Raw genomic sequence first — 21680 nt, forward strand, 5'->3', positions numbered from 1 at the left:
AATAATTGATAAGTTCTTCTTTATGTGAAGAATTCTTATCTGCCTATTTACTAATCGTTATGGAGGTATCATCATGGGCGCTATTATGGAGTTTGCAACAGAAAAACAGATTGAATCATTTCTCTCAACTTGCCACATTGAAGGGCAAAAGAATTTTCTGATGGCTTTCAAGAAAAAGACATGGTTCAAATCCTTTATTGATTTTTTCATAATAGGTGGTTCCTACTATGTTCAGTCGAGTGTGAAGCCTAAGATTCTGGCATTCACACCTAAGGGAATCTACTTGATGGACATCAGTGGTGTAACTGGAAATCGTTCTAATCACGTCGTAGAGATGCCTTGGAATCAAGTTCAAGATTTTACTTATAAGCCAGTCTTGAATACGATTAGGCTGAACTGGAACTATCAAAATGAAGCCTATATTTTTTCCGTGGATGTCGGTCAGATTAGTCAGCATGTAGGTCAGTATCAATTTAACAAAGACCATTATGACTATTTATCCCAACAGGATTTCTTTCAGTCTAAGTAAGCCCTAGCAATCATTTTCACAAAAGAATCTGGAGTGTTTTCTGGATTCTTTTTAGCTTTACTCGATAAGTCTATAGTTTGAAACTATAACTAGCTCTTGAAAAGAAGAAAATGAGTTGGTGAAAATAAGTGGTACAATAGTTACTATAGATTTGGAGGAATTGTATGAGCAAGGAATTACACATTAACACAATTTTGGCCCAGGCGGGTATTAAGTCAGATGAAGCGACAGGTGCATTGGTGACACCGCTTCATTTTTCAACGACCTATCAGCATCCAGAGTTTGGTCAATCTACTGGATTTGACTATACGCGCACCAAAAACCCAACTCGCAGTAAGGCAGAAGAAGTCTTGGCAGCTATTGAGTCCGCAGACTATGCCCTAGCTACTAGCTCAGGAATGTCAGCAATTGTATTGGCCTTTAGTGTCTTCCCAGTAGGAAGTAAGGTCTTGGCTGTCCGTGACCTTTACGGTGGTTCTTTCCGCTGGTTCAATCAAGTGGAGCAGGAAGGCCGTTTCCATTTTACCTATGCCAATACAGAAGAAGAGTTGATTGCCGAGTTAGAAAAGGACGTGGATGTTCTCTATATCGAAACGCCAACCAATCCCTTGATGTTGGAATTTGATATCGAAAAACTAGCAAAATTGGCTCATGCTAAGGGTGCCAAAGTGGTGGTGGACAATACCTTCTACAGCCCTATCTACCAACGTCCGGTTGAAGATGGAGCAGATATCGTTCTTCATTCAGCAACCAAGTATCTAGCAGGCCACAATGATGTCTTGGCTGGAGTGGTTGTGACCAATAGTTTAGAACTATACGAAAAGCTTTTCTACAATCTCAATACGACAGGGGCAGTCTTGTCTCCATTTGACAGTTATCAATTGATTCGTGGTCTCAAGACCTTGTCTCTTCGTATGGAGCGCTCAACAGCTAACGCCCAAGAAGTGGTTGCCTTTTTGAAGGATTCTCCAGCAGTTAAGGAAGTTCTTTACACTGGTCGTGGAGGCATGATTTCCTTTAAAGTAGCGGATGAAACACGCATTCCTCATGTTTTGAACAGTCTTAAGGTCTTCTCTTTTGCGGAAAGTTTGGGTGGGGTAGAAAGTCTCATTACTTATCCAACGACGCAAACTCACGCTGATATTCCAGCAGAAGTACGTCATTCTTATGGTTTGACAGATGATCTCTTGCGCTTGTCAATTGGGATTGAGGATGCTAGAGATTTGATTGCAGATTTGCGCCAAGCATTAGAAGGATAAGACAAAGATGGGAAAATATGATTTTACAAGCCTGCCCAACCGTTTAGGGCACCATACCTATAAATGGAAAGAAGCAGAAACGGATAGTGAAGTCCTACCAGCTTGGATAGCGGATATGGACTTTGTAGTCTTGCCTGAAATCCGCCAAGCTGTGCAGACTTACGCAGACCAACTGGTTTATGGCTATACTTATGCCAGTGAAGAGTTAATTAAGGAAGTTCAAAAGTGGGAAGCCACACAACACGGTTACCACTTTGACAAAGAGGCTCTTGTCTTTATCGAGGGTGTGGTACCAGCCATCTCAACAGCTATTCAAGCTTTCACAAAAGAAGGCGAAGCGGTTCTGATTAACACACCTGTCTATCCCCCCTTTGCTCGTAGTGTCAAGTTGAACAACCGTAGATTGATTACCAATTCTTTGGTGGAAAAGGATGGTCTGTTTGAGATTGACTTTGACCGACTTGAAAAGGATTTGGTGGAAGAGGATGTCAAACTTTATATTCTCTGCAACCCTCACAATCCTGGTGGACGTGTTTGGGAAAAGGAAGTGTTGGAGAAGATTGGCCAACTCTGTCAAAAACACGGTGTTTTCTTGATTTCGGATGAGATTCATCAAGATTTGGCCCTCTTTGGTCACAAACACCAGTCTTTCAATACTGTCAACCCTGACTTTAAAGAATTTGCGATCGTCTTGACCAGTGCAACTAAAACCTTTAATATTGCTGGAACAAAAAATTCCTATGCAGTCATTGAAAATCCTAAGTTGAGACTGGCTTACCAGAAACGCCAGTTGGCCAATAACCAGCATGAAATTTCAGGCTTGGGCTATTTGGCGACAGAAGCTGCTTATCGCTATGGGAAGGATTGGCTAGAGGAGCTCAAGCAAGTCTTTGAAGAACACATCAACTATGTGGTCGATCTATTTGAAAAAGAAACTAAAATCAAGGTTATGAAACCGCAAGGAACCTACTTGATTTGGCTTGATTTTTCAGCCTATGACCTGACTGATGAAATATTGCAAGAGCTGTTGAGAAATGAAGCCAAGGTTATCCTCAACCGTGGTTTGGATTTTGGGGAGGAAGGGAGTCTCCATGCCCGTCTCAATGTAGCCATGCCTAAATCCCTGCTGCAAGAAGTTTGTCAGCGAATTGTGACGACTTTTGCCAAACGTTAAAAATCCAGCCTTCTAGGAGAAAAGTATCTCTAGAAGGCTATTTTCATAGGGGAAAATATGGTATAATAAAAAGATAAGGTAAAGGTGAAAATATGGCTAAATTGATTCCGGGGAAAGTCCGTATCGAAGGCGTTGCCCTTTATGAAACTGGTAAGGTTGACATCATCAAGGAAAAGAACAATCGGCTCTACGCTCGCGTTGCAGAAGAAGAACTGCGCTATAGTTTAGAGGATGATTTGGTTTTTTGTGCCTGCGATTTTTTCCAAAAGAGGGGCTACTGCGTGCATTTGGCGGCTCTGGAGCATTTTTTAAAAAATGATGAGCGTGGTCAGGAAATCTTGCAGAGTCTGGAAGAAGGTCATGAGGAAAAAGAGGCCGTTGAAACCAAGGTGACCTTGGGTGGCAAATTTTTGGACCGAATCTTGTCTCCAAAATCAGACCGAGCCTATGAGTTATCGGCTGTGGGGCAAGTGGAAGCAGGAACCAATCATATCTTGTGGACCTTGAGAATCGGGAAAATCAATAGCCAAAAATACTATGTCATTCGAGATATTCCACTCTTTTTAAGGATTGTCGAGAAAAGAAAGTCTTATATGATTGGCAAGATTTATGAGGAATCCTTGTCTTGGGAATCCTTTGATGAGGCCAGTCAAGAACTTCTGACTTTCTTACGCGGACTAACGGAAGAAGAACAGGCTCCAGATTTCTTTTTCCAAAACCAAGGTCGGCACCTCTTTTTCCCTCTGACTTTTTTTGAGCAGGGTGTGAATTTACTGATGACCTTGCCTCATTTTCAATTTGACCATCAAGTGGATAGCTACCAGACTCTGCTTTTTCAGGATATGCATGCTGATGCCAATCTATTTGCCTTTACAGTAACAGAATACTCGGACTATTTTGAAATGGAAATCAGTGAGAGTCCAAGAGTTAATGCCTTTTATCAGGGAGCTGTGCTTTTCCATAAAGGACAGGTTTATTTTCTAACAGACCAGCAGATGCGTCTTCTCAAGGAAATCAAAGCGCTGCCTTTGGATCAACATGGAAAGAAATACCTGCAATTTGATAGTAGTGACCGAGATAAGTTAGCTTCCTGTCTAACGCTCTTTAGCCAGATGGGCACCGTTTCAGCTCCAGAACGGTTACAAATCAAAACTTTTTCGCCCTCTTTTTACTTTGACAGGGAAGAAGATAATCGGATTCGTTTAGAAATTCAGTTTGATTATGGGGATAGGCAGGTATCTAGCCGACAAGAGTTAGAAGAATTACCATTTTCGAGTGACGCGGACTTAGAAGAAAGAATTTTCCAAGTCTGTTTGCTTGCAGGTTTTGAAGCAGACTTTCAATCTTGGCGTCAGGCCCTAAAAGCAGAGTCTGTTTATCATTTCTTCCACGAAATCATTCCAGTCTTTGAAAAACTCGGGAATGTTGACCTATCAGACAAGCTAGAAGAGCTTTATAGCCTAGCGAGTCCTCAAGTGCAGATTGCTTCCAAGGGAGGCCTCTTGGAAATCCAATTTGATTTTCAAGATATTGCCCAAGAGGAAATCGACCAAGCCATGCAGGCCTTGGTTGCCAATCAAGATTTTTACATTGATTCGTCTAATCAAGTCTACTTTTTCGATGAAGAAACCAAGAAAATTCGTCAAAATCTACAGGAGCTGGGGCAGTTTGAACTAAAAGATGGCTCCTTGCAGGCTCGGAAATCCTTGGCTTATAGTTTAGCTCATCTTTTTGAAGGGCGAGATCGTGTTTCTTTTTCACAAGAATTCCAGAATCTGGCTCATGATTTGACGCATCCAGAGGACTTCCCTAGACAAGCAACTCAGGTTCAGGCTGATTTGCGAGATTATCAGGAAAAGGGAATCTGCTGGCTGCAAATGCTCCATCATTATGGTTTTGGTGGGATTTTGGCTGATGATATGGGACTTGGTAAAACCCTGCAGACTATTGCTTTTTTGACCAGCCAAGTGACAAAAGAAAGTCGGGTCTTGATTTTAGCTCCGTCAGGTTTGATTTACAACTGGGCAGATGAGTTTCAAAAATTTGCCCCACAGTTGGATGTGGCTGTTGTTCATGGTTTGAAAGCTAGTCGTGAAGAGATTCTTGCTGAGAGCCATCAAATCTATGTGACCAGCTATGCCACCTTCCGTCAGGATAGTGAACTTTATCAGGGGATGGCCTTTGACTTCCTTTTCTTAGATGAGGCTCAGGTCATGAAGAACGCCCAGACCAAGATTGCCCAGACCTTGAGACAATTTGTGGTGCCGTCAGTTTTTGCCTTGTCAGGAACTCCTATTGAAAACCATCTGGGTGAGTTGTGGTCTATTTTCCACATCGTCATGCCAGGACTTTTGCCAAGCAAGAAAGAATTTATGAAATTGCCAGCCGAGCGTGTGGCTCAGTTTATCAAGCCTTTCGTGATGAGGCGCAAGAAAGAAGAAGTTCTGACCGAATTGCCAGACTTAATCGAAGTAGTTTATAAGAATGAACTGGAAGACCAGCAAAAGGCTATTTACCTAGCCCAGTTGCAACAGATGCGGGACCGTCTGGCTCAAGTGTCAGACCAGGAATTTCAGCGAAGTCGTGTGGAAATCTTGTCTGGTCTGATGCGCTTGCGTCAAATCTGTGATACCCCTGCCCTCTTTATGGAAGATTATCAGGGAGCCAGTGGCAAACTGGATAGTCTCCGAGACCTGCTGGTCCAGGTGGCAGACGGCGGACACCGTGTCTTGATTTTCTCGCAGTTCAAGGGAATGTTGGAGAAAGTTGAACAAGAACTGCCAGACTTGGGCATGACATCTTTTAAAATTACCGGTTCAACCCCAGCCAAGGAAAGACAAGACATGACCAAGGCCTTTAATCAAGGGGAAAGAGATGCCTTTCTGATTTCCCTCAAGGCTGGTGGTGTCGGTCTGAATCTGACAGGTGCTGATACGGTTATTTTGGTTGACCTTTGGTGGAATCCTGCGGTGGAAGCGCAAGCCATTAGCCGTGCCCATCGGATGGGACAGGAAGAAACGGTTGAGGTCTATCGCTTGGTGACCAAGGGAACCATTGAAGAAAAAATTCAGGAACTCCAAGAACAGAAGAAACATCTGGTGTCACAAGTATTGGATGGCACAGAGTCACGTGGCAGTCTCACCCTAGCAGAAATTAGAGAAATTTTGGGAATTTCTGAAGCCAGCACTTGAAAAATCAAGACAATACGCTATAATGAAGTGTTGAAAGGAAATAGAAAATGAAACAAGAACGATTTCCATTGGTGTCAGATGACGAGGTCATGTTGACTGAAATGCCAGTCATGAATCTCTATGATGAGTCTGATCTGATCAGTAATATCAAGGGTGAGTATCGAGATAAAAATTATTTAGAATGGGCTCCTATTACTGAAGAGGCGCCAGTAAAACCGATTGAAAAGCAAGTAGAGAAACCTAAAAAGGCTCCTTTAGGGGTTAAAAAAGAAGGAAAGAGTTATGCTGAGGTGGCGCGTGAAGAAGCGCGTGCAGACTTGAAAAAGAAACGCTCTGCTAACTATTTAACTCAGGATTTCAGCCGTGCGAGACGTCATTCTAAATCAGGCCTTCTTAGACAGGGCAATCAACCTACCGCGCCTTTCCAAAAGGAAAATCCTGGAGAATTGGTTAAATATAGCCAAAAATTGACCCAGTCTCAGTACATCTTGGCGGAAGAAGTTCATTCTATCCCTACCAAGAATGAAGAAGTGTCAGCACCTGCTCCAAAGAAAAACAACTATGATTTTCTAAAGAAGAGCCAAATCTACAATAAAAAAAGTAAACAAACAGAACAAGAACGTCAGGTTGCCCAAGAGTTGAATCTGACAAGAATTACAGAATAGGGGAGAAAACATGCCAAAGACATATCATTTTATCGGAATTAAGGGATCAGGGATGAGTGCCTTGGCCTTGATGTTGCACCAAATGGGGCATAAGGTACAGGGATCAGATGTTGAAAAGTACTACTTTACTCAACGTGGTCTTGAGCAGGCAGGAATTACTATTCTTCCTTTTGATGAAAAGAACCTAGACGGTGATATGGAAATTATCGCTGGAAATGCCTTTCGCCCAGATAACAACGTTGAAATTGCCTATGCGGACCAAAATGGCATCAGCTACAAACGTTACCATGAGTTCCTAGGTAGCTTTATGCGTGACTTTGTTAGCATGGGAGTAGCTGGAGCGCATGGAAAAACTTCAACGACAGGTATGTTGTCTCATGTCTTGTCTCACATCACAGACACTAGCTTCTTGATTGGGGATGGGACAGGTCGTGGTTCGGCCAATGCCAAATATTTTGTCTTTGAATCTGACGAATATGAGCGCCACTTTATGCCTTACCATCCAGAATACTCTATTATCACCAACATTGACTTTGACCATCCAGACTATTTCACAAGTCTAGAGGATGTTTTCAATGCTTTTAACGACTATGCCAAACAAATTACCAAGGGTCTTTTTGTCTATGGTGAAGATGCAGAATTGCGTAAAATTACGTCTGATGCACCAATTTATTATTATGGTTTTGAAGCTGAGGGTAATGATTTTGTAGCTAGTGAGCTTCTTCGTTCTACGACTGGTTCAACCTTCACCGTTCATTTCCGTGGACAAGACTTGGGTCAATTCCACATCCCAACCTTTGGTCGTCACAATATCATGAATGCGACAGCCGTTATTGGTCTTCTTTACACAGCAGGATTTGATTTGAACTTGGTGCGTGAGCACTTGAAAACATTTGCCGGTGTTAAGCGTCGTTTCACTGAGAAAATTGTCAATGACACAGTGATTATCGATGACTTTGCTCACCATCCAACAGAAATTATTGCGACCTTGGATGCGGCTCGTCAGAAATACCCAAGCAAGGAAATTGTAGCAGTCTTCCAACCGCATACCTTTACAAGAACCATTGCCTTGTTGGACGAATTTGCTCACGCTTTGAACCAAGCGGATGCTGTTTACCTAGCGCAAATTTATGGGTCAGCTCGTGAAGTAGATCATGGTGACGTTAAGGTAGAAGACCTAGCCAAAAAAATCAACAAAAAACACCAAGTCATCACTGTTGAAAATGTTTCTCCACTCCTAGACCATGACAATGCTGTCTATGTCTTTATGGGAGCAGGAGACATCCAAACCTATGAATACTCATTTGAACGTCTCTTGTCTAACTTGACAAGCAATGTTCAATAGGATGCTCCCATGGAAATTCCAATTAAGATTATTCAGGCAAGCAAGTCTGATTTGCCTGAGATAGAGGCACTTCAGACCTCGTCTTTTCCAGCTGAAAAGCAGCAACCTTCTCATATTTTAGAAGAAAGTATCCGTAAGTGTGCGGATACCTTTCTTCTAGCTAGGGATGAAAATCAACTTTTAGGCTATATTTTATCAAGTCCCCAGTCAGACAATCCGCAATGTCTAAAAGTACATTCTTTAGTCATTGAGTCTGACCATCAGAGACAGGGCTTGGGAACACTTCTTCTTGCAGCCTTGAAAGAGGTGGCAGTTGAGCTGGATTACAAAGGGATTCGTTTGAAGAGTCCTGATGAGTTGCTTTCCTATTTTGAAATGAACGGTTTTATTGATGAAGAAACTTCCCTTTATGAAACTAGCCAGGGTTTTAGTATGATTTGGTTTAATCCCTTTTATCTGGAGGCACAATGGAAATTAGGAAAGCAAGATTAGAAGATTTGGATCGGATTGTTGAGATTGAACTAGAAAATTTCTCGATTGAAGAAGCCATTCCTCGCTCTGTTTTTGAGGCGCATTTGCGAGAAATTCAGACCTCGTTTCTGGTTGCAGAAAAAGAGGGTAGAATCATGGGGTATATAGAAGGACCAGTTGGCCCCCACCGCTATCTGCAAGACCAGTCTTTTACAGAGGAGATAGAAGACCATAGTCATGAGACTGGTGGCTATATCTCTGTGACCTGTCTCTCTATTGCCAAGGAGGCACAGGGACTCGGACTGGGTCAGAAATTGCTAACAGCCTTGAAAGACCTGGCTCTTACCAACGAAAGAGAAGGTATTAATTTAACCTGTCATGACTATCTCATCGCCTACTATGAAAAGAATGGATTTGTCAATGAAGGTCTGTCTCAGTCAACCTTTGCAGGGGAAACCTGGTATGATATGGTCTGGGAAGCTAAAAAATAGGCTAGAAAAGCATGCTAGGTTGCTTTTCTTTCGTTTTTAAGATATAATATTATGGATTGTCAACGAGGAGGAAAAACTTTTGAGTGAAAAATCAAGAGAAGACGAAAAATTAAGCTTTAAAGAGCAGATTTTACGTGATTTAGAACGAGTTAAAAAACATGAAGAAGATCAGGAAGAAGTTAATTTAGCTTCAATAAAACCCCAACTTTCTTCTAAAAATGATCAGTCAATAGAAGATTTGATGGAAGATTCTCTATCAGCTGTAGAGGATATTATGAGAAACGCTCCTACCGTGCCGACTCACCCCAGCCAAGATTTACCAGCTTCTCCATCAGATGAGATAAAAAGAGAAACTCTTACTGTTCCAAGCCATCCAAGTCAAGATGTTCCTTCTTCTCCCGCAGAAGAGGCTGCAAGACAAGCTTCACTTACTACTAGTCACCCGAGTCAAGAAGGACCTTCTATTCCATCAGCGGAAGGAGTATCAAGACCAACTCCAGAACCTGTTAGTCCTAGAAACATAGAGAAGGAATTTAATGAAATCCCAACAAGGGTAGCTGTTTCTTATAAGACAGAAGGTCAGAGAGAGGTAAAAAGAGAAGTTCCTACTTCAAAACCAGTAGTGGAAAAGAAAGCTGTAGAAGAAATGCCTGAAACTCCACGTCGTAGTCGCCGTGAGACAGTTAAACCAGTTAAGAAGAAAAAATCACATTTGAAGGCTTTCTTCATTTCACTACTCATTTTCCTAGGTTTGATTTCAGCAGGTGCTTACTTCGGTTATCAGTATGTTCAGTCATCTTTACAGCCTGTGGATGCTTCATCTAAACAATATGTGACAGTGCAAATCCCAGAAGGAGCTAATGTTCAAACAATTGGTTCAACTCTTGAAAAGTCTGGTTTGATTAAACACGGAGTGATTTTTGCTTTTTATGCGAAATATAAAAATTATTCAGATTTGAAGTCTGGCTATTACAATTTGCAAAAGAGTATGAGTACAGAAGATATCATCCATGAATTGCAAAAAGGTGGAACAGCTGAAGCTCAAGAACCTGCGCTTGCGAATTTAACAATTCCAGAAGGTTATACGATTGATCAAATGGCACAAGCGGTAGGTCAATTGCAAGGTGACTTCAAAGAGCCTTTGACAGCGGATGCCTTTCTGGCAAAAGTTCAAGATGAAAACTTTATTAGTCAAGAAGTTGCCAAATATCCGAGTCTACTTGAAAGCTTGCCTACAAAGGAAAGTGGGGCTCGTTATCGTTTGGAAGGATACCTTTTCCCAGCTACATACTCTATCAAGGAAAGCACAACTGTTGAAAGCTTGATTGATGAGATGTTGGCGGCTACGGATAAGAACCTATCTCCTTACTATAGTACTATCAAATCTAAAAACTTGACTGTCAATGAGTTGTTGACCATTGCTTCCTTGGTCGAAAAAGAAGGTGCCAAGACAGAAGATCGTAAGCTCATTGCAGGTGTATTCTACAATCGTTTGAATCGTGATATGCCACTTCAAAGTAATATTGCAATCTTGTATGCCCAAGGAAAACTGGGGCAAAATATCAGCCTAGCTGAGGATGTTGCGATTGATACCAACATTGATTCACCTTATAATGTTTATAAAAATGTAGGTCTCATGCCTGGTCCAGTCGATAGTCCAAGTCTGGATGCGATTGAGTCAAGCATCAATCAAACTAAGAGCGATAACCTCTACTTTGTAGCAGATGTCACAGATGGCAAGGTCTACTATGCTAACAATCAAGAAGACCACGATCGCAATGTTGCTGAACATGTCAACAGCAAATTAAACCAAACAAACTAAAATTATGTGATACTTCACATAATTTTCTTTCGAAAATATCATCAGAAGAAAGTTGAGAAAAATGGCAGAAAAAACATATCCTATGACCCTTGAGGAAAAGGAAAAACTTGAAAAAGAATTAGAAGAATTGAAATTAGTTCGTCGACCAGAAGTGGTAGAACGCATTAAGATTGCCCGTTCATACGGTGACCTTTCAGAAAACAGTGAGTACGAAGCAGCTAAGGATGAACAAGCTTTTGTCGAAGGACAAATCTCTAGCTTGGAAACAAAAATCCGTTACGCTGAAATCGTCAATAGTGACTCAGTTGCAGATGATGAAGTAGCGATTGGTAAAACAGTCACTATCCAAGAAATTGGTGAGGACGAAGAAGAAGTTTATATTATTGTAGGTTCAGCGGGTGCGGATGCCTTTGCAGGTAAAGTTTCAAATGAAAGCCCAATTGGACAAGCCTTGATTGGCAAGAAAACAGGTGACACAGCAACCATTGAAACACCTGTTGGTAGCTATGATGTAAAAATCTTAAAGGTTGAAAAAACAGCCTAAAAACAAAAAAGGAGTGGGGAGGCTGTGCGCTTCACTCACTCCTTTTTCCATTTTGCTACTCTTCGAAAATCAAATTCAAACCACGTCAGCGTAGCCTTGCCGTACTCAAGTACAGCCTGCGGCTAGCTTCATAGTTTGCTCTTTGATTTTCATTGAGTATAAATTAAATTGAATTGGAGACGATATGAGTTCAAAGAAGAAAAAAAATAAGATGGAGCGTGGTCTGACCAATCGTCACGTGCAGGTTATGGCCATTGCTGGGACAATCGGAACAGGACTCTTTTTGGGAGCAGGTCGCTCAATTAGCCTAACAGGTCCTTCCATTGTATTGATTTATATGATTACTGGGGCTTTCATGTTCCTCATGATGCGTGCGGTTGGAGAAATGCTCTACCAAGACCCTGAGCAACATACCTTTATCAACTTTATCACGCGCCATTTGGGTAAGGGCTGGGGCTATTTCTCAGTTTGGTCTTACTGGCTATCCGTTGTCTTTATCGGTATGGCGGAAATCACAGCTATCTCTCACTATGTTCAGTTTTGGTTTCCTAGCTGGCCAAGTTGGATGATTGAGATTGGATTTTTGACCATTCTAGCCTTAGTCAATCTGATTGCAGTGAAGCTCTTTGGGGAAGTTGAGTTTTGGTTTGCTATGGTCAAGATTGTGGCTATTTTAGCCATGATTGCAACAGGGGTCTTTATGGTCTTGACAGGCTTTAAGACACCACATGGAGTAGCAAGTTTGGCCAATATCGCCGATAATTTCTCCCTCTTCCCAAATGGTGGAGTGAACTTTGTCATGGCCTTTCAGATGGTTTTCTTTGCTTATCTAATGATTGAGTTTATTGGAGTAACAACTTCTGAAACCAAAAATCCACGTCAGGTCTTGCCAAAAGCCGTTAAGGAAATTCCTTTGCGAATCGCCTTTTTCTACGGTGGTGCCCTCTTAGCCATCATGGCTATCATTCCGTGGCGTGAACTTGCATCGGCTGATTCTCCTTTTGTAACAGTATTTGAATTGGCAGGTATCAAGTGGGCAGCGGCCTTGATTAACTTTGTCGTTTTGACGTCAGCAGCATCTGCTCTTAATTCAACCCTTTATTCAACAGGTCGTCATTTGTATCAGATTGCCCATGATTCGCCCAATCCATTCTTAAAGGCTATCAAGGCAGATACTCTTTCCCGTCACAACGTACCACAAAATGCCATCATCGCCTCAGCAATTTTGATTGCCCTAGCAGCCTTTATCAACGTATTGCCAGGTGTTTCCGATGCCTTTGCCTTGATTACGGCATCATCATCAGGTGTCTATATCGCCATTTATATCTTGATTATGCTGGCTCACCTTAAATACCGCAAGTCACCAGACTTTATGGTAGATGGTTATCTCATGCCCCATTATCGTTTCCTAAATCCTTTAACCATGCTCTTCTTTGCCTTTGTCTTTGTAACCCTCTTTTTACAAGAGTCTACATTTGTCGGAGCAATCGGTTCAGCTATTTGGATTATCGGTTTCGGGATTTATAGCCAGTGGAAATTTAGAAAATAGATTTGAAACTCATCAACTAAGGTTGGTGGGTTTTTCTTTGTTTAAAAATATAGCGGCTTGGATCTAGGATAGTACGCTGTATTATATCAGTATTATTTTTGAGCTGTCAGGTTTAATCTCTTAGGAAAACAGGAGCTACGTAAAGAAAATGTAATAAAAACTTAACATAAAAATCATTGACAATTTCGGGGGGGGGGTAATAGAATTAATATGAGACTTTGTGTAACTAAAGTAAAGAGCATGGTCAATTGAAACAAGAAGAGAATAAAATAGTCTCGTAAAATGTATTGCAACTTGGTAATACTTTTTGAGGCGCTTTTTGATTGAGCCCATGTTTTCTCAATGGGATTGTACTCAGGTGAGTAGGGAGGAAGAGGTAAAAATGTATAGTTGTTAAAATAGCATACGGAAAATAAGTTAGAAACCATGTAATGTTATAAATTTTATATGTTTTTGGTGCATATATATTTTAGTTAAATGAAAGTTGAGGAAAGGAACAATGATGAAAAATCACTTGGATTTCAAGTTGATAATAATGATGGTTTGGTGAAGTAGAATAAAGAAATACAAATGTGGTAAATCTGACTATGTATCAGGCGTTGCAAAAGAGGAAATAAATATGGTGAATATAAGAAGAAGTCTTTTTGGATATAACAAAAAGGAAGTTGATGATGTGATTAGCAGTTTAGAGGGGGATAAAGAACGCCTCAAACAAGAACTTGAAGGGAAAGCACAAATGATTGAAGAGTTGAATGTTCAACTACATGGATTTCGCTCTCAAGAGGAGCTTATTTCTGAGGTTATTATTGATGCGAAACAATTGTCAAAACGTTTAGTGGAAGAGGCTAAGCAAGAAGCAACGGAGTTGCTATATAATGCTAACAAAACAATATCAGATGAATTTGCACGTTTTCATCAATCGATGGAAATTTTAAACGGAATCAAAAATAGAGTTGTTGCGCAGAAAGAGGAGTTATCTAAAGAATTGCAAGACACTTTGAGACGATATAAAGATGCTTTTGAAAACTCGGAGACCGAGGACTTTGCTCGAATAAAAGAACAAATAGAAATAGATATTACTCGAACAGAAGATGTTTGTGAGAATTCAAAACAGGTTATCTTTCTCCCGCGCCTTAATAAATCAAATTGTATTAAAGTAGAAAAAATAGAAAAGGAGAACTAGTAGTGAAAAAAGAACATAAGGAAATCTTTTCAATCCGTAAGTATAAGGCATATGGAGCTAATTCGGCTTTGATTGGATTAGTGGGTCCGGCTGTTTTAATGGGGGTACTGATGTCTCCTGTACAAGCAGAAGAAAGTGCTTCTATTCCTGATTTGAAGCCATTGGATAGGGCGGAGAGTAGTGAATCAAGTACCCGAGATATTGAAACAAATCATCTTATTGTTACATCGTCTCATCCAGAAGAAAATGCGACTGAAACAGCTGCTTCAGGGGTAGAAACAGGAATAAGAGCAAGTGAAGAACTTACAACTCCTAAAAGAGCAGTAAGTATTGTCTATAAAGTACGCTATGTAGATCGCAAATCTCATCAAGTAGTTCATGAGGTAACGAAGACGAAGACGGTAGAAACTACTGAAGCAAAAGCAAAAGTTATCGTTACAGAAATTGGTGGAGAGCTAGCAAATGATAGTCAATTAGAAAGTTACTATGTTCCAGATGGTAATCCAACAACCTTTACAAAAGAAATTGTTGAAGGGGAGGACAATGTTTTTGTCTACGAAGTAGAGGGATTTGGGAAATCAGAAGCTACAGACCGTACTGTCACGCTTAAGTATACAGTTGAATACGTTGATGAAAAGACGGGGCTTGTCCTAGATAGTGAGGACAAGGAAGAAACGGTTTCTACCTTTGAAGCAGTTGTGAAAAAGGAAGTGACTGTTCAAGCTTCCATTGATGGAAACGAATCCCTCAAGGGATGGAGTATCTCTGATAATGCGACAAGTCATCAAACTATTACCTTATCAGAAGGGGTTCCTGTAAAGGTTATTTTTAAACTCCATAACTCTGATAAGGGAAAGGTGAGGCAAAAGAGGAAAGTAGAGTATCCTTCCCCTGCCGTTACTGGGCAACCATACTTAACACTAGAAAAGATAACTCCGGGCAATTTAGGTGAAGAAAGTATTACTCTTGCTGGAAATGCTCAGCATACTTATGAAATAAGGTATAAGGTTGGTTTTTCAAACATTGATGCTTCGGACCTGGAAATGACTCAAGGGGCAAAGGATTTAGGCTTTAATTTAGACTTGGAAGGTGGCTGGTTAACTGCTACCCTTAAGCCAACAAGAGCAATGGGAGGAAACTATGAAGTTGGATTCCAATCCCGTTCACATCCTGAAGTGAAAGTAGCTGGATTTATAAACATTACGACAACAACTCACTTTGGATTTATGGTGTTAGCAACTTCAGGGAAAGAAAATCGTTTGTTGTATTTTTCCAATAATAGAGATGATAGGACTGAGTCAACATATGATGGTAGCATAACAGATCCTTATCGAACTTCTCCTGTTATTTATAAAGGAGTAAGTGATTTGAATAATCTATATAAAGATTCTTCTGGACCAAAAACAGACATCACGATTGATGGAATCAGAATGCCAACGACTCCCTTTGGTTATTTTATGGATTCTGGTAATCAAACTGTTGAAAATGCTACTGCAGATACGAAACGTTATTATGCCATGATTCCAATCTTTGCTCCAATGGATCGTTCTACAGATTATGCTAATAATAATAAACAAGGATTATCTATTACAGATTTTCGGTTGTTATCCGCTTCAGATGGAGTAGAAGTTAAGTTGGTGGACTTGAGGAAAGACAAGGCTCCAGATAAGGGAGTTTACAGTAATACTGTAGATTTCCAAACAATGCCAGGGTATGATTTGTCAAGTGGATTGTTGAAAGATGACATGCGTGGTATCTTGGATAAAACTCCATATTATCTTCAATTTACGAAATTGCCTAAAACAGCAGGTAACTATTCAGTGAAATTTCAAATGACTGATAGCTTGAACTTAGTCAAAACGATTACATTGAATTTTACAACTTATGAAAATTCTATTTCTAGTGAACGCTCAGACTCCAACGCTTCAGATAATCGTACTTATGCGCTAACCAATGCAGATGCTCTTTTTGAACCCAATGAAGACTATGTAGATAAATCTACTGATAAGGTTACGCTTCCGATTTCTGATGAAGAACAAATCTTAGGAAAAGTAACTCTCAATAAAGATAATGCCTATATAAAAGCAGATAGTTTTCCAGCAGGGGTTGAGTTGAGGGCAGTTCCTGGAAAGGTTACGGAAGGACATCCGACAGAAGCCTATGTTGTCAAAAAATCAGGTATTAAAGTTGCGAAGGGAAAATATTCTTTTTCAGTGAATGCCTATGATGGTCACTATCAGACTGGTGCTCCGCGGACATTTGAGTTTGAGATAGTAGACGCTATTAATCCGATTCCAAACCAGCATTGGCATGAGGGAACAGTTCCAACCCCTATTCCAGTTTCTATGGAAAACAACTCCAAAATAACAGGAATTCGTGTGGAATCAAGTGGCGGTTATGCCTTTTTTGAAGGGAACCCTAATGACTCTACTATTTCTATTTACGGTTTGAAACACACGTCGTCACAACAAAAGGCGCGTGTTTATGTGACATTTACAGATGACGAAGGGAAAAAACATGAAACCTTTACCGATTTTTATTATGTGATAGAATCTAATACAGTAGACGATTTAGCGGTTAATGTTACTAATACAGATCAAACAATTTCCGAGGGTGAAGATTGGAAAGAAATGGTCATCACAACGACTCCAAGTGAAGGTGTGACCATTAAAGTTGATAAGACAAAACTTCCAAAAGGGACACGATTTGTTGATAATAAAATTATAGGGAAAGGTCTTTATGAAGGGCAGTATGAAGTTCCAGTACTTGCTGTTAAGGGAGATGTTGTTAAGTCGACTGTTGTGCGTCTAACTGTGAAGCCGAAGGAATTTGTCGTTCCTCCAGAAAACACAGAAGTTTCGGTCTTATCCAAGGTATCTGCTCTTGGATTGCAAGAGGTACCTGACGATGCAGTGGTAACTTATCGTGCGAATGATTCCTATAATTTTTCTAATTCTGGTCTAAAAATTAGTAATGATGGGACTAAAATTACAGGGATACCGACTGCAGTTGGTCGCTATGAGCTCACTGCAACAATTAGTAGAAGAGGTTCAAATGGGCTTGTTCGTACTACAACTACTACCTATACCATTAACGTAACAGGGCTAAGTCCGAGCTTGACAATCGGATCAGGAACTCAAGCAACAGATGCTTATACTTCTAATGAAACACGTCTCCTAGCATCGATTGGAACAGAGATTCCACCTATTACAATCAAGCATGATTCGCATTCAAAACTGACAGTCGATTCAAATTCTTTACCAGCTGGTTTGAGTTATTCGTATGATGAGTCGACACATACAGGAACTATTACAGGAATTCCAAGTGCAATGTCCTACGAGGGATATGTTTATCAAATTTTAGTTCAGACCGAAATGCCGTATAACTATGCAGATAGCAACGTTCGCAGAACTATTTGGAAGACAATTTATATTGAAGTTACTCCTATAACATCAGCTCTTAGTATTAACAATGAAAACCAGACATTTGCTGCAGATAAAGAGATGATTCCAATTACGGTATCGGATTTTGATGAACGTGCAACAATTGATTTAGAGAATGCTCCGTCTGGAGTGAGATATGATGCATCCAATCATCAAATTATAGGAAGTCCAACAGAAGGGGTAGGTACCTATGAATTTAATATTCGGGCGGTTATGCCACAGGCACTTGGAGGTCAAGTGACAAGAAGGCAGGTAACTCTTCGTGTAGAACCGTTAACACCGATTTTAGAGGCAGATAGGTCATCTGTTGAAGTAACAGCCGAGGATTCTATTCCGACTATTACAGTCACCAAGGAACCACATTCTACCTTACAACTAAATGTACTGGTGAAGGAACGTGACTATAGTTATTTTGGTTCTCTATCTGATATTGGCTTAAGCTATGATGCGTCAACAGGTAAGATTACGGGAATACCTACAGTCGTTGGGAATCACAGAATCTATTTGTCAACATTCTTAGACAAAAATTTCACAGGAGTTGCTGGTGGTGTTAGAAATGAATTAACGATTCCATTGACGGTGACTGCTAAGGAATTTAACTTTATGGATAATCAGGAACGACATACGACTGTTATGTCAGCGATTGCTCCAGTGGCGGTGAGTGTACCAGATGGGATAGAGGTTAGTGTAGAAAGCGGGACTCTTCCTCAGGGGATTATTTACAATAGCGATAAGAAGGTGATTGAAGGAACGCCTACTCAAGCTGGAACCTTTACAATTACAATGGTTGCTAACCCAAGTGGTATACGTGGTAATGAAAGAAAAGCTACAGTGACTATTCAGGTAGATCCACTTCCAGCTACTATTAGGATTCCCCACAATCATCAAACCATCCAAGTAGGGACTCCTATGGAACCCTCAACGATAGAACTAAATGATCATGCAAAGATTTACGGTAGTGATGCATTACTTGATTCTTTTGGCAGTAGTGGATATATTAATCATGCTAGTGAAAGAGGTATGGAGGAATCGTACATTGATGCATTCTTAAAGATGTTTTATGGATTGACCTATGACGCCAGCACACACACCATTAGTGGGACTCCTACGCGAACGGGTACTATAACTTTTACTTTTATTGCGCGAAATGATGATCTATTAGGTAGTGGTGAAGCTAGAGAAACCTTTGTCTTGAATGTAGTAGAAGTTATTTCTAAGATTCCTATTATTACAGATGCGAAAGAAGGTTCTAATGTAATTAAAGGAAGCGGTGTTGCAGGAGCTACGGTTACCGTTACGCTTCCAGATGGAGTTGAGAAAACAGCTTTAGTGGTAGAGGATGGAACATGGATGGTAGATACGCCAGCACCTCTTGTAAAAGGACAAAGTATTTCTGCTCGACAAAAAGAAGTAAACAAAACGATTAGTAATGACATCAGTGCCACTGTTGTTCCTCAATCGGGATTAGTTGTATCCAAGGAAGCGATGGTAGATGCCATTATCGAAGGTGTTACAACGATTACAGGAACAGGGATAACAGATTCTACTATTAGTGTTACCCTTCCAGATAGTACCGTTAAAACAGCTACAGTTTCGGAGGGAACATGGTCAGTTACTTTAGACAAAGCCGTGGTGAAAGGTGATAATATTTTTGTAACACAAACTGAACCAAATAAAGCTACTAGTCCATTAGTTACAGCAACTGTGGTTCCTAAAATTACAAAAGGTGATAAAGGTGAAACAGGAGCAAACGGAGCAGATGGTAAATCACCAGTTGTAACGATGACAGATAATGGAGATGGCACATACTCTATTACAGTACGCAATGGAGATGGCTCTGAATCAACTACTAAAGTCAAAGATGGCAAAGACGGTAAAACTGCTACTATTACAACAACAGATAATCCAGATGGAAGTCATACAATCACTGTAACAAATCCAGACGGAACAACAAAAGAAACAGTTGTTAAAAACGGTAAAGACGGTAAGACTCCAAAAGTTGAAGTGACTGATAACAATGATGGAACTCATACTTTTAAAGTTACGGATGAAGATGGCAATGTTACGAATGCTATTATCAAAGATGGTAAAGACGGTAAAACTGCCAATATCACAACAACAGAAAATCCAGATGGAAGCCATACAATTACTGTAACAAATCCAGATGGAACAACTAAAGAAACAGTTGTTAAAAACGGTAAAGACGGCAAGACTCCAAAAGTTGAAGTAACAGATAATAACGATGGAACTCACACTGTTAAAGTGATAGATGGAGAAGGTAATATTACAAATGCTATTATCAAAGATGGTAAAGATGGTAAAGCTGCTTCAGCTACAACAAGAGAAAATCCAGACGGAAGCCACACAGTAACTATTACAAACCCAGATGGAACTAAGAATGAATTTGTTGTGAAAAATGGACGTGACGGTGTTGACGGACGTACTCCAACCGCATCAGTTCGTGATAATGGAGACGGAAGTCATACAATCGTTATTACAAATCCAGAAGGTGTGACAACTGAAACTACAGTTCGTGATGGTAAATCACCAAAAGTTACTATAACTGATGAACAAAATGGAACACATAAGATTTCAGTTTTAAATGGAGATGGAACAACTACTGAAACCATTGTTAAAGATGGTAAATCACCAGTAGCCACTGTTACTGATAACCATGATGGTACTTACACAATTCGTGTAGAAAACGGTAATGGTACTGTTTCTGAAACTACAGTTCGTGACGGTAAATCACCAACTGCTAAGGTTGTGGCTAACGGATATGGAACTCACACTATCACAGTTGTGAACTCAGACGGTACAACTACAACAACTACAGTTCGTGATGGTAAAGCACCAAAACTTGAAGTGATTGATAACAACAATGGTTCACACACTATTAAGGTGACAGGAACTGATGGTAAAGAAACGACAACTACAATCTTTGATGGTAAATCACCAAAAGCGAACATCGTTGATAACGGAGACGGAACTCACACCTTAACAATCGTTGATTCTGATGGTCGTGAATACAAATCTATTATCAAAGATGGCAAAGATGGCGTTTCACCAACTGTAACTGTTAAAAATAATAACGATGGAACTCACGTTGTTACAATTATTAATCCTGATGGAAGTAAGACAGAAATGGTGATTAAAGACGGTAAAGATGGTAAATCACCAAAAGTTTCTGTTGAAGATAATGGAGATGGTAGTCATACAATCACAATCATCAATTCTGACGGAACTGTGACAAAAATAGTTGTTAAAGACGGTAAAGATGGTCGTGATGGACGTGATGGCAAAGACGGTAAGGATGGCAAAGATGATAAATGTGGATGCCAAGACAAACCAGTAACACCATCAAATGACAAACCAGTTCCTCCAACACCAAATGTGCCAGAAGGACCAACATTTGCAATGCCAGAACCACCAGTTCATGAATTGCCAGAATTCAACGGTGGTGTGCCAGGAATGCCAGAAGTTCATGAATTGCCAGAATTCAATGGTGGAGTACCAGGAATGCCTGAAAATCACGAATTACCAGAATTCAATGGTGGAGTACCAGGAATGCCTGAAAATCACGAATTACCAGAATTCAATGGTGGAGTACCAGGAATGCCAGAAGTACAAGAGGTACCAAAATTAGATATTCCAACAGTACCAGCGCAACCAACACCAAATGTGCCAGTACAACCAACTCCAGTTGTTCCAACTCCAGTTGTTCCAACACCAGAAGTACCGGTTAAACCAGAACCACCAGTAGTACCAACACCGGGTCAACCAGCAACTCCAGTAAATGCTAACCCAGTAGTAGCAACTCCAGTTAAAGAAAACCATGGGGAAAAATTACCAGAAACTGGAAGTCAATCTGATTATATATCTGTTCTTTTAGGTAGCGGTATTCTATTGAGCCTATATGTAGGTCGAAGAAAAGAAGATTAAATATAATGTGTAAGATTAGCAGAGGAATATTGTAGCTGAAAATATAGTTAAAAATTATGTTATTTAAACTTT

General features: G+C 40.3%; 12 protein-coding genes and 3 pseudogenes. 14 read left to right on the top strand and 1 reads right to left on the bottom strand.

From position 1 onward, the window contains the following. The first annotated feature begins 73 nt into the window (after window positions 1–73). The 12 genes and pseudogenes from SMSK564_RS03475 to SMSK564_RS03525 all read left to right on the top strand — a co-directional run bounded on the left by SMSK564_RS03475 (window position 74) and on the right by SMSK564_RS03525 (window position 13040). A complete protein-coding gene (locus SMSK564_RS03475) occupies window positions 74–529 on the top strand; it encodes a hypothetical protein (RefSeq protein ID WP_000500946.1) in 456 nt (151 codons plus the stop codon). 164 nt (window positions 530–693) lie between these two features. Further along, window positions 694–1788 carry a cystathionine gamma-synthase gene (locus SMSK564_RS03480; protein WP_000031955.1) on the top strand — a complete coding sequence of 365 codons (1095 nt, stop codon included), beginning with the start codon at window positions 694–696 and terminating at the stop codon, window positions 1786–1788. A gap of 7 nt (window positions 1789–1795) precedes the next feature. Next, a complete protein-coding gene (locus SMSK564_RS03485) occupies window positions 1796–2962 on the top strand; it encodes a MalY/PatB family protein (RefSeq protein ID WP_000521357.1) in 1167 nt (388 codons plus the stop codon). Between the two features lie 92 nt (window positions 2963–3054). Beyond that, window positions 3055–6153, top strand: coding sequence for a pilus expression-regulating Snf2 family helicase (locus tag SMSK564_RS03490; RefSeq protein WP_001096276.1), 3099 nt, complete (start codon window positions 3055–3057; stop codon window positions 6151–6153). Between the two features lie 47 nt (window positions 6154–6200). Further along, window positions 6201–6818: a divisome accessory protein ZapJ gene (locus tag SMSK564_RS03495; RefSeq protein ID WP_000808227.1), complete on the top strand. Its 618-nt coding sequence runs from the start codon at window positions 6201–6203 to the stop codon at window positions 6816–6818. 10 nt (window positions 6819–6828) lie between these two features. Continuing rightward, window positions 6829–8163 (top strand): UDP-N-acetylmuramate--L-alanine ligase, encoded by a 1335-nt coding sequence (gene murC / locus SMSK564_RS03500; RefSeq protein WP_001127122.1) that lies wholly within the window; start codon window positions 6829–6831, stop codon window positions 8161–8163. A gap of 9 nt (window positions 8164–8172) precedes the next feature. Further along, complete coding sequence (locus tag SMSK564_RS03505) at window positions 8173–8655, top strand: GNAT family N-acetyltransferase (RefSeq protein WP_000405281.1); 483 nt, start codon at window positions 8173–8175, stop codon at window positions 8653–8655. Next, complete coding sequence (locus SMSK564_RS03510; RefSeq protein ID WP_000405745.1) at window positions 8631–9125, top strand: GNAT family N-acetyltransferase; 495 nt, start codon at window positions 8631–8633, stop codon at window positions 9123–9125. Before SMSK564_RS03505 ends, SMSK564_RS03510 begins: the two co-directional genes overlap by 25 nt. 79 nt (window positions 9126–9204) lie before the next feature. After that, window positions 9205–9538 (top strand): annotated as a pseudogene (locus SMSK564_RS13915) (endolytic transglycosylase MltG); the annotation flags it as partial. 71 nt (window positions 9539–9609) lie between these two features. Beyond that, window positions 9610–10947: pseudogene (mltG, locus tag SMSK564_RS03515) on the top strand (endolytic transglycosylase MltG); the annotation flags it as partial. Between the two features lie 61 nt (window positions 10948–11008). Continuing rightward, window positions 11009–11491, top strand: a complete 483-nt coding sequence (gene greA, locus SMSK564_RS03520; protein WP_000818767.1) for a transcription elongation factor GreA — start codon at window positions 11009–11011, stop codon at window positions 11489–11491. A 184-nt stretch (window positions 11492–11675) separates the two neighbouring features. Beyond that, complete coding sequence (locus SMSK564_RS03525) at window positions 11676–13040, top strand: amino acid permease (RefSeq protein ID WP_000095646.1); 1365 nt, start codon at window positions 11676–11678, stop codon at window positions 13038–13040. A 244-nt stretch (window positions 13041–13284) separates the two neighbouring features. Here the strand turns inward: SMSK564_RS03525 and SMSK564_RS12480 are convergent. Next, window positions 13285–13423 (bottom strand): annotated as a pseudogene (locus SMSK564_RS12480) (IS630 family transposase); the annotation flags it as partial. A gap of 236 nt (window positions 13424–13659) precedes the next feature. On the opposite strand from SMSK564_RS12480, the gene SMSK564_RS03530 reads away from it, so the two are divergent. Then, a complete protein-coding gene (locus SMSK564_RS03530; RefSeq protein WP_000247238.1) occupies window positions 13660–14223 on the top strand; it encodes a DivIVA domain-containing protein in 564 nt (187 codons plus the stop codon). Between the two features lie 2 nt (window positions 14224–14225). Next, complete coding sequence (locus tag SMSK564_RS03535; RefSeq protein WP_004236020.1) at window positions 14226–21608, top strand: SIALI-17 repeat-containing surface protein; 7383 nt, start codon at window positions 14226–14228, stop codon at window positions 21606–21608. The last annotated feature ends 72 nt before the right edge of the window (window positions 21609–21680 follow it).

This window comes from Streptococcus mitis SK564 (assembly GCF_000148525.1).
Classification (GTDB): Bacteria; Bacillota; Bacilli; order Lactobacillales; family Streptococcaceae; genus Streptococcus; species Streptococcus mitis_H.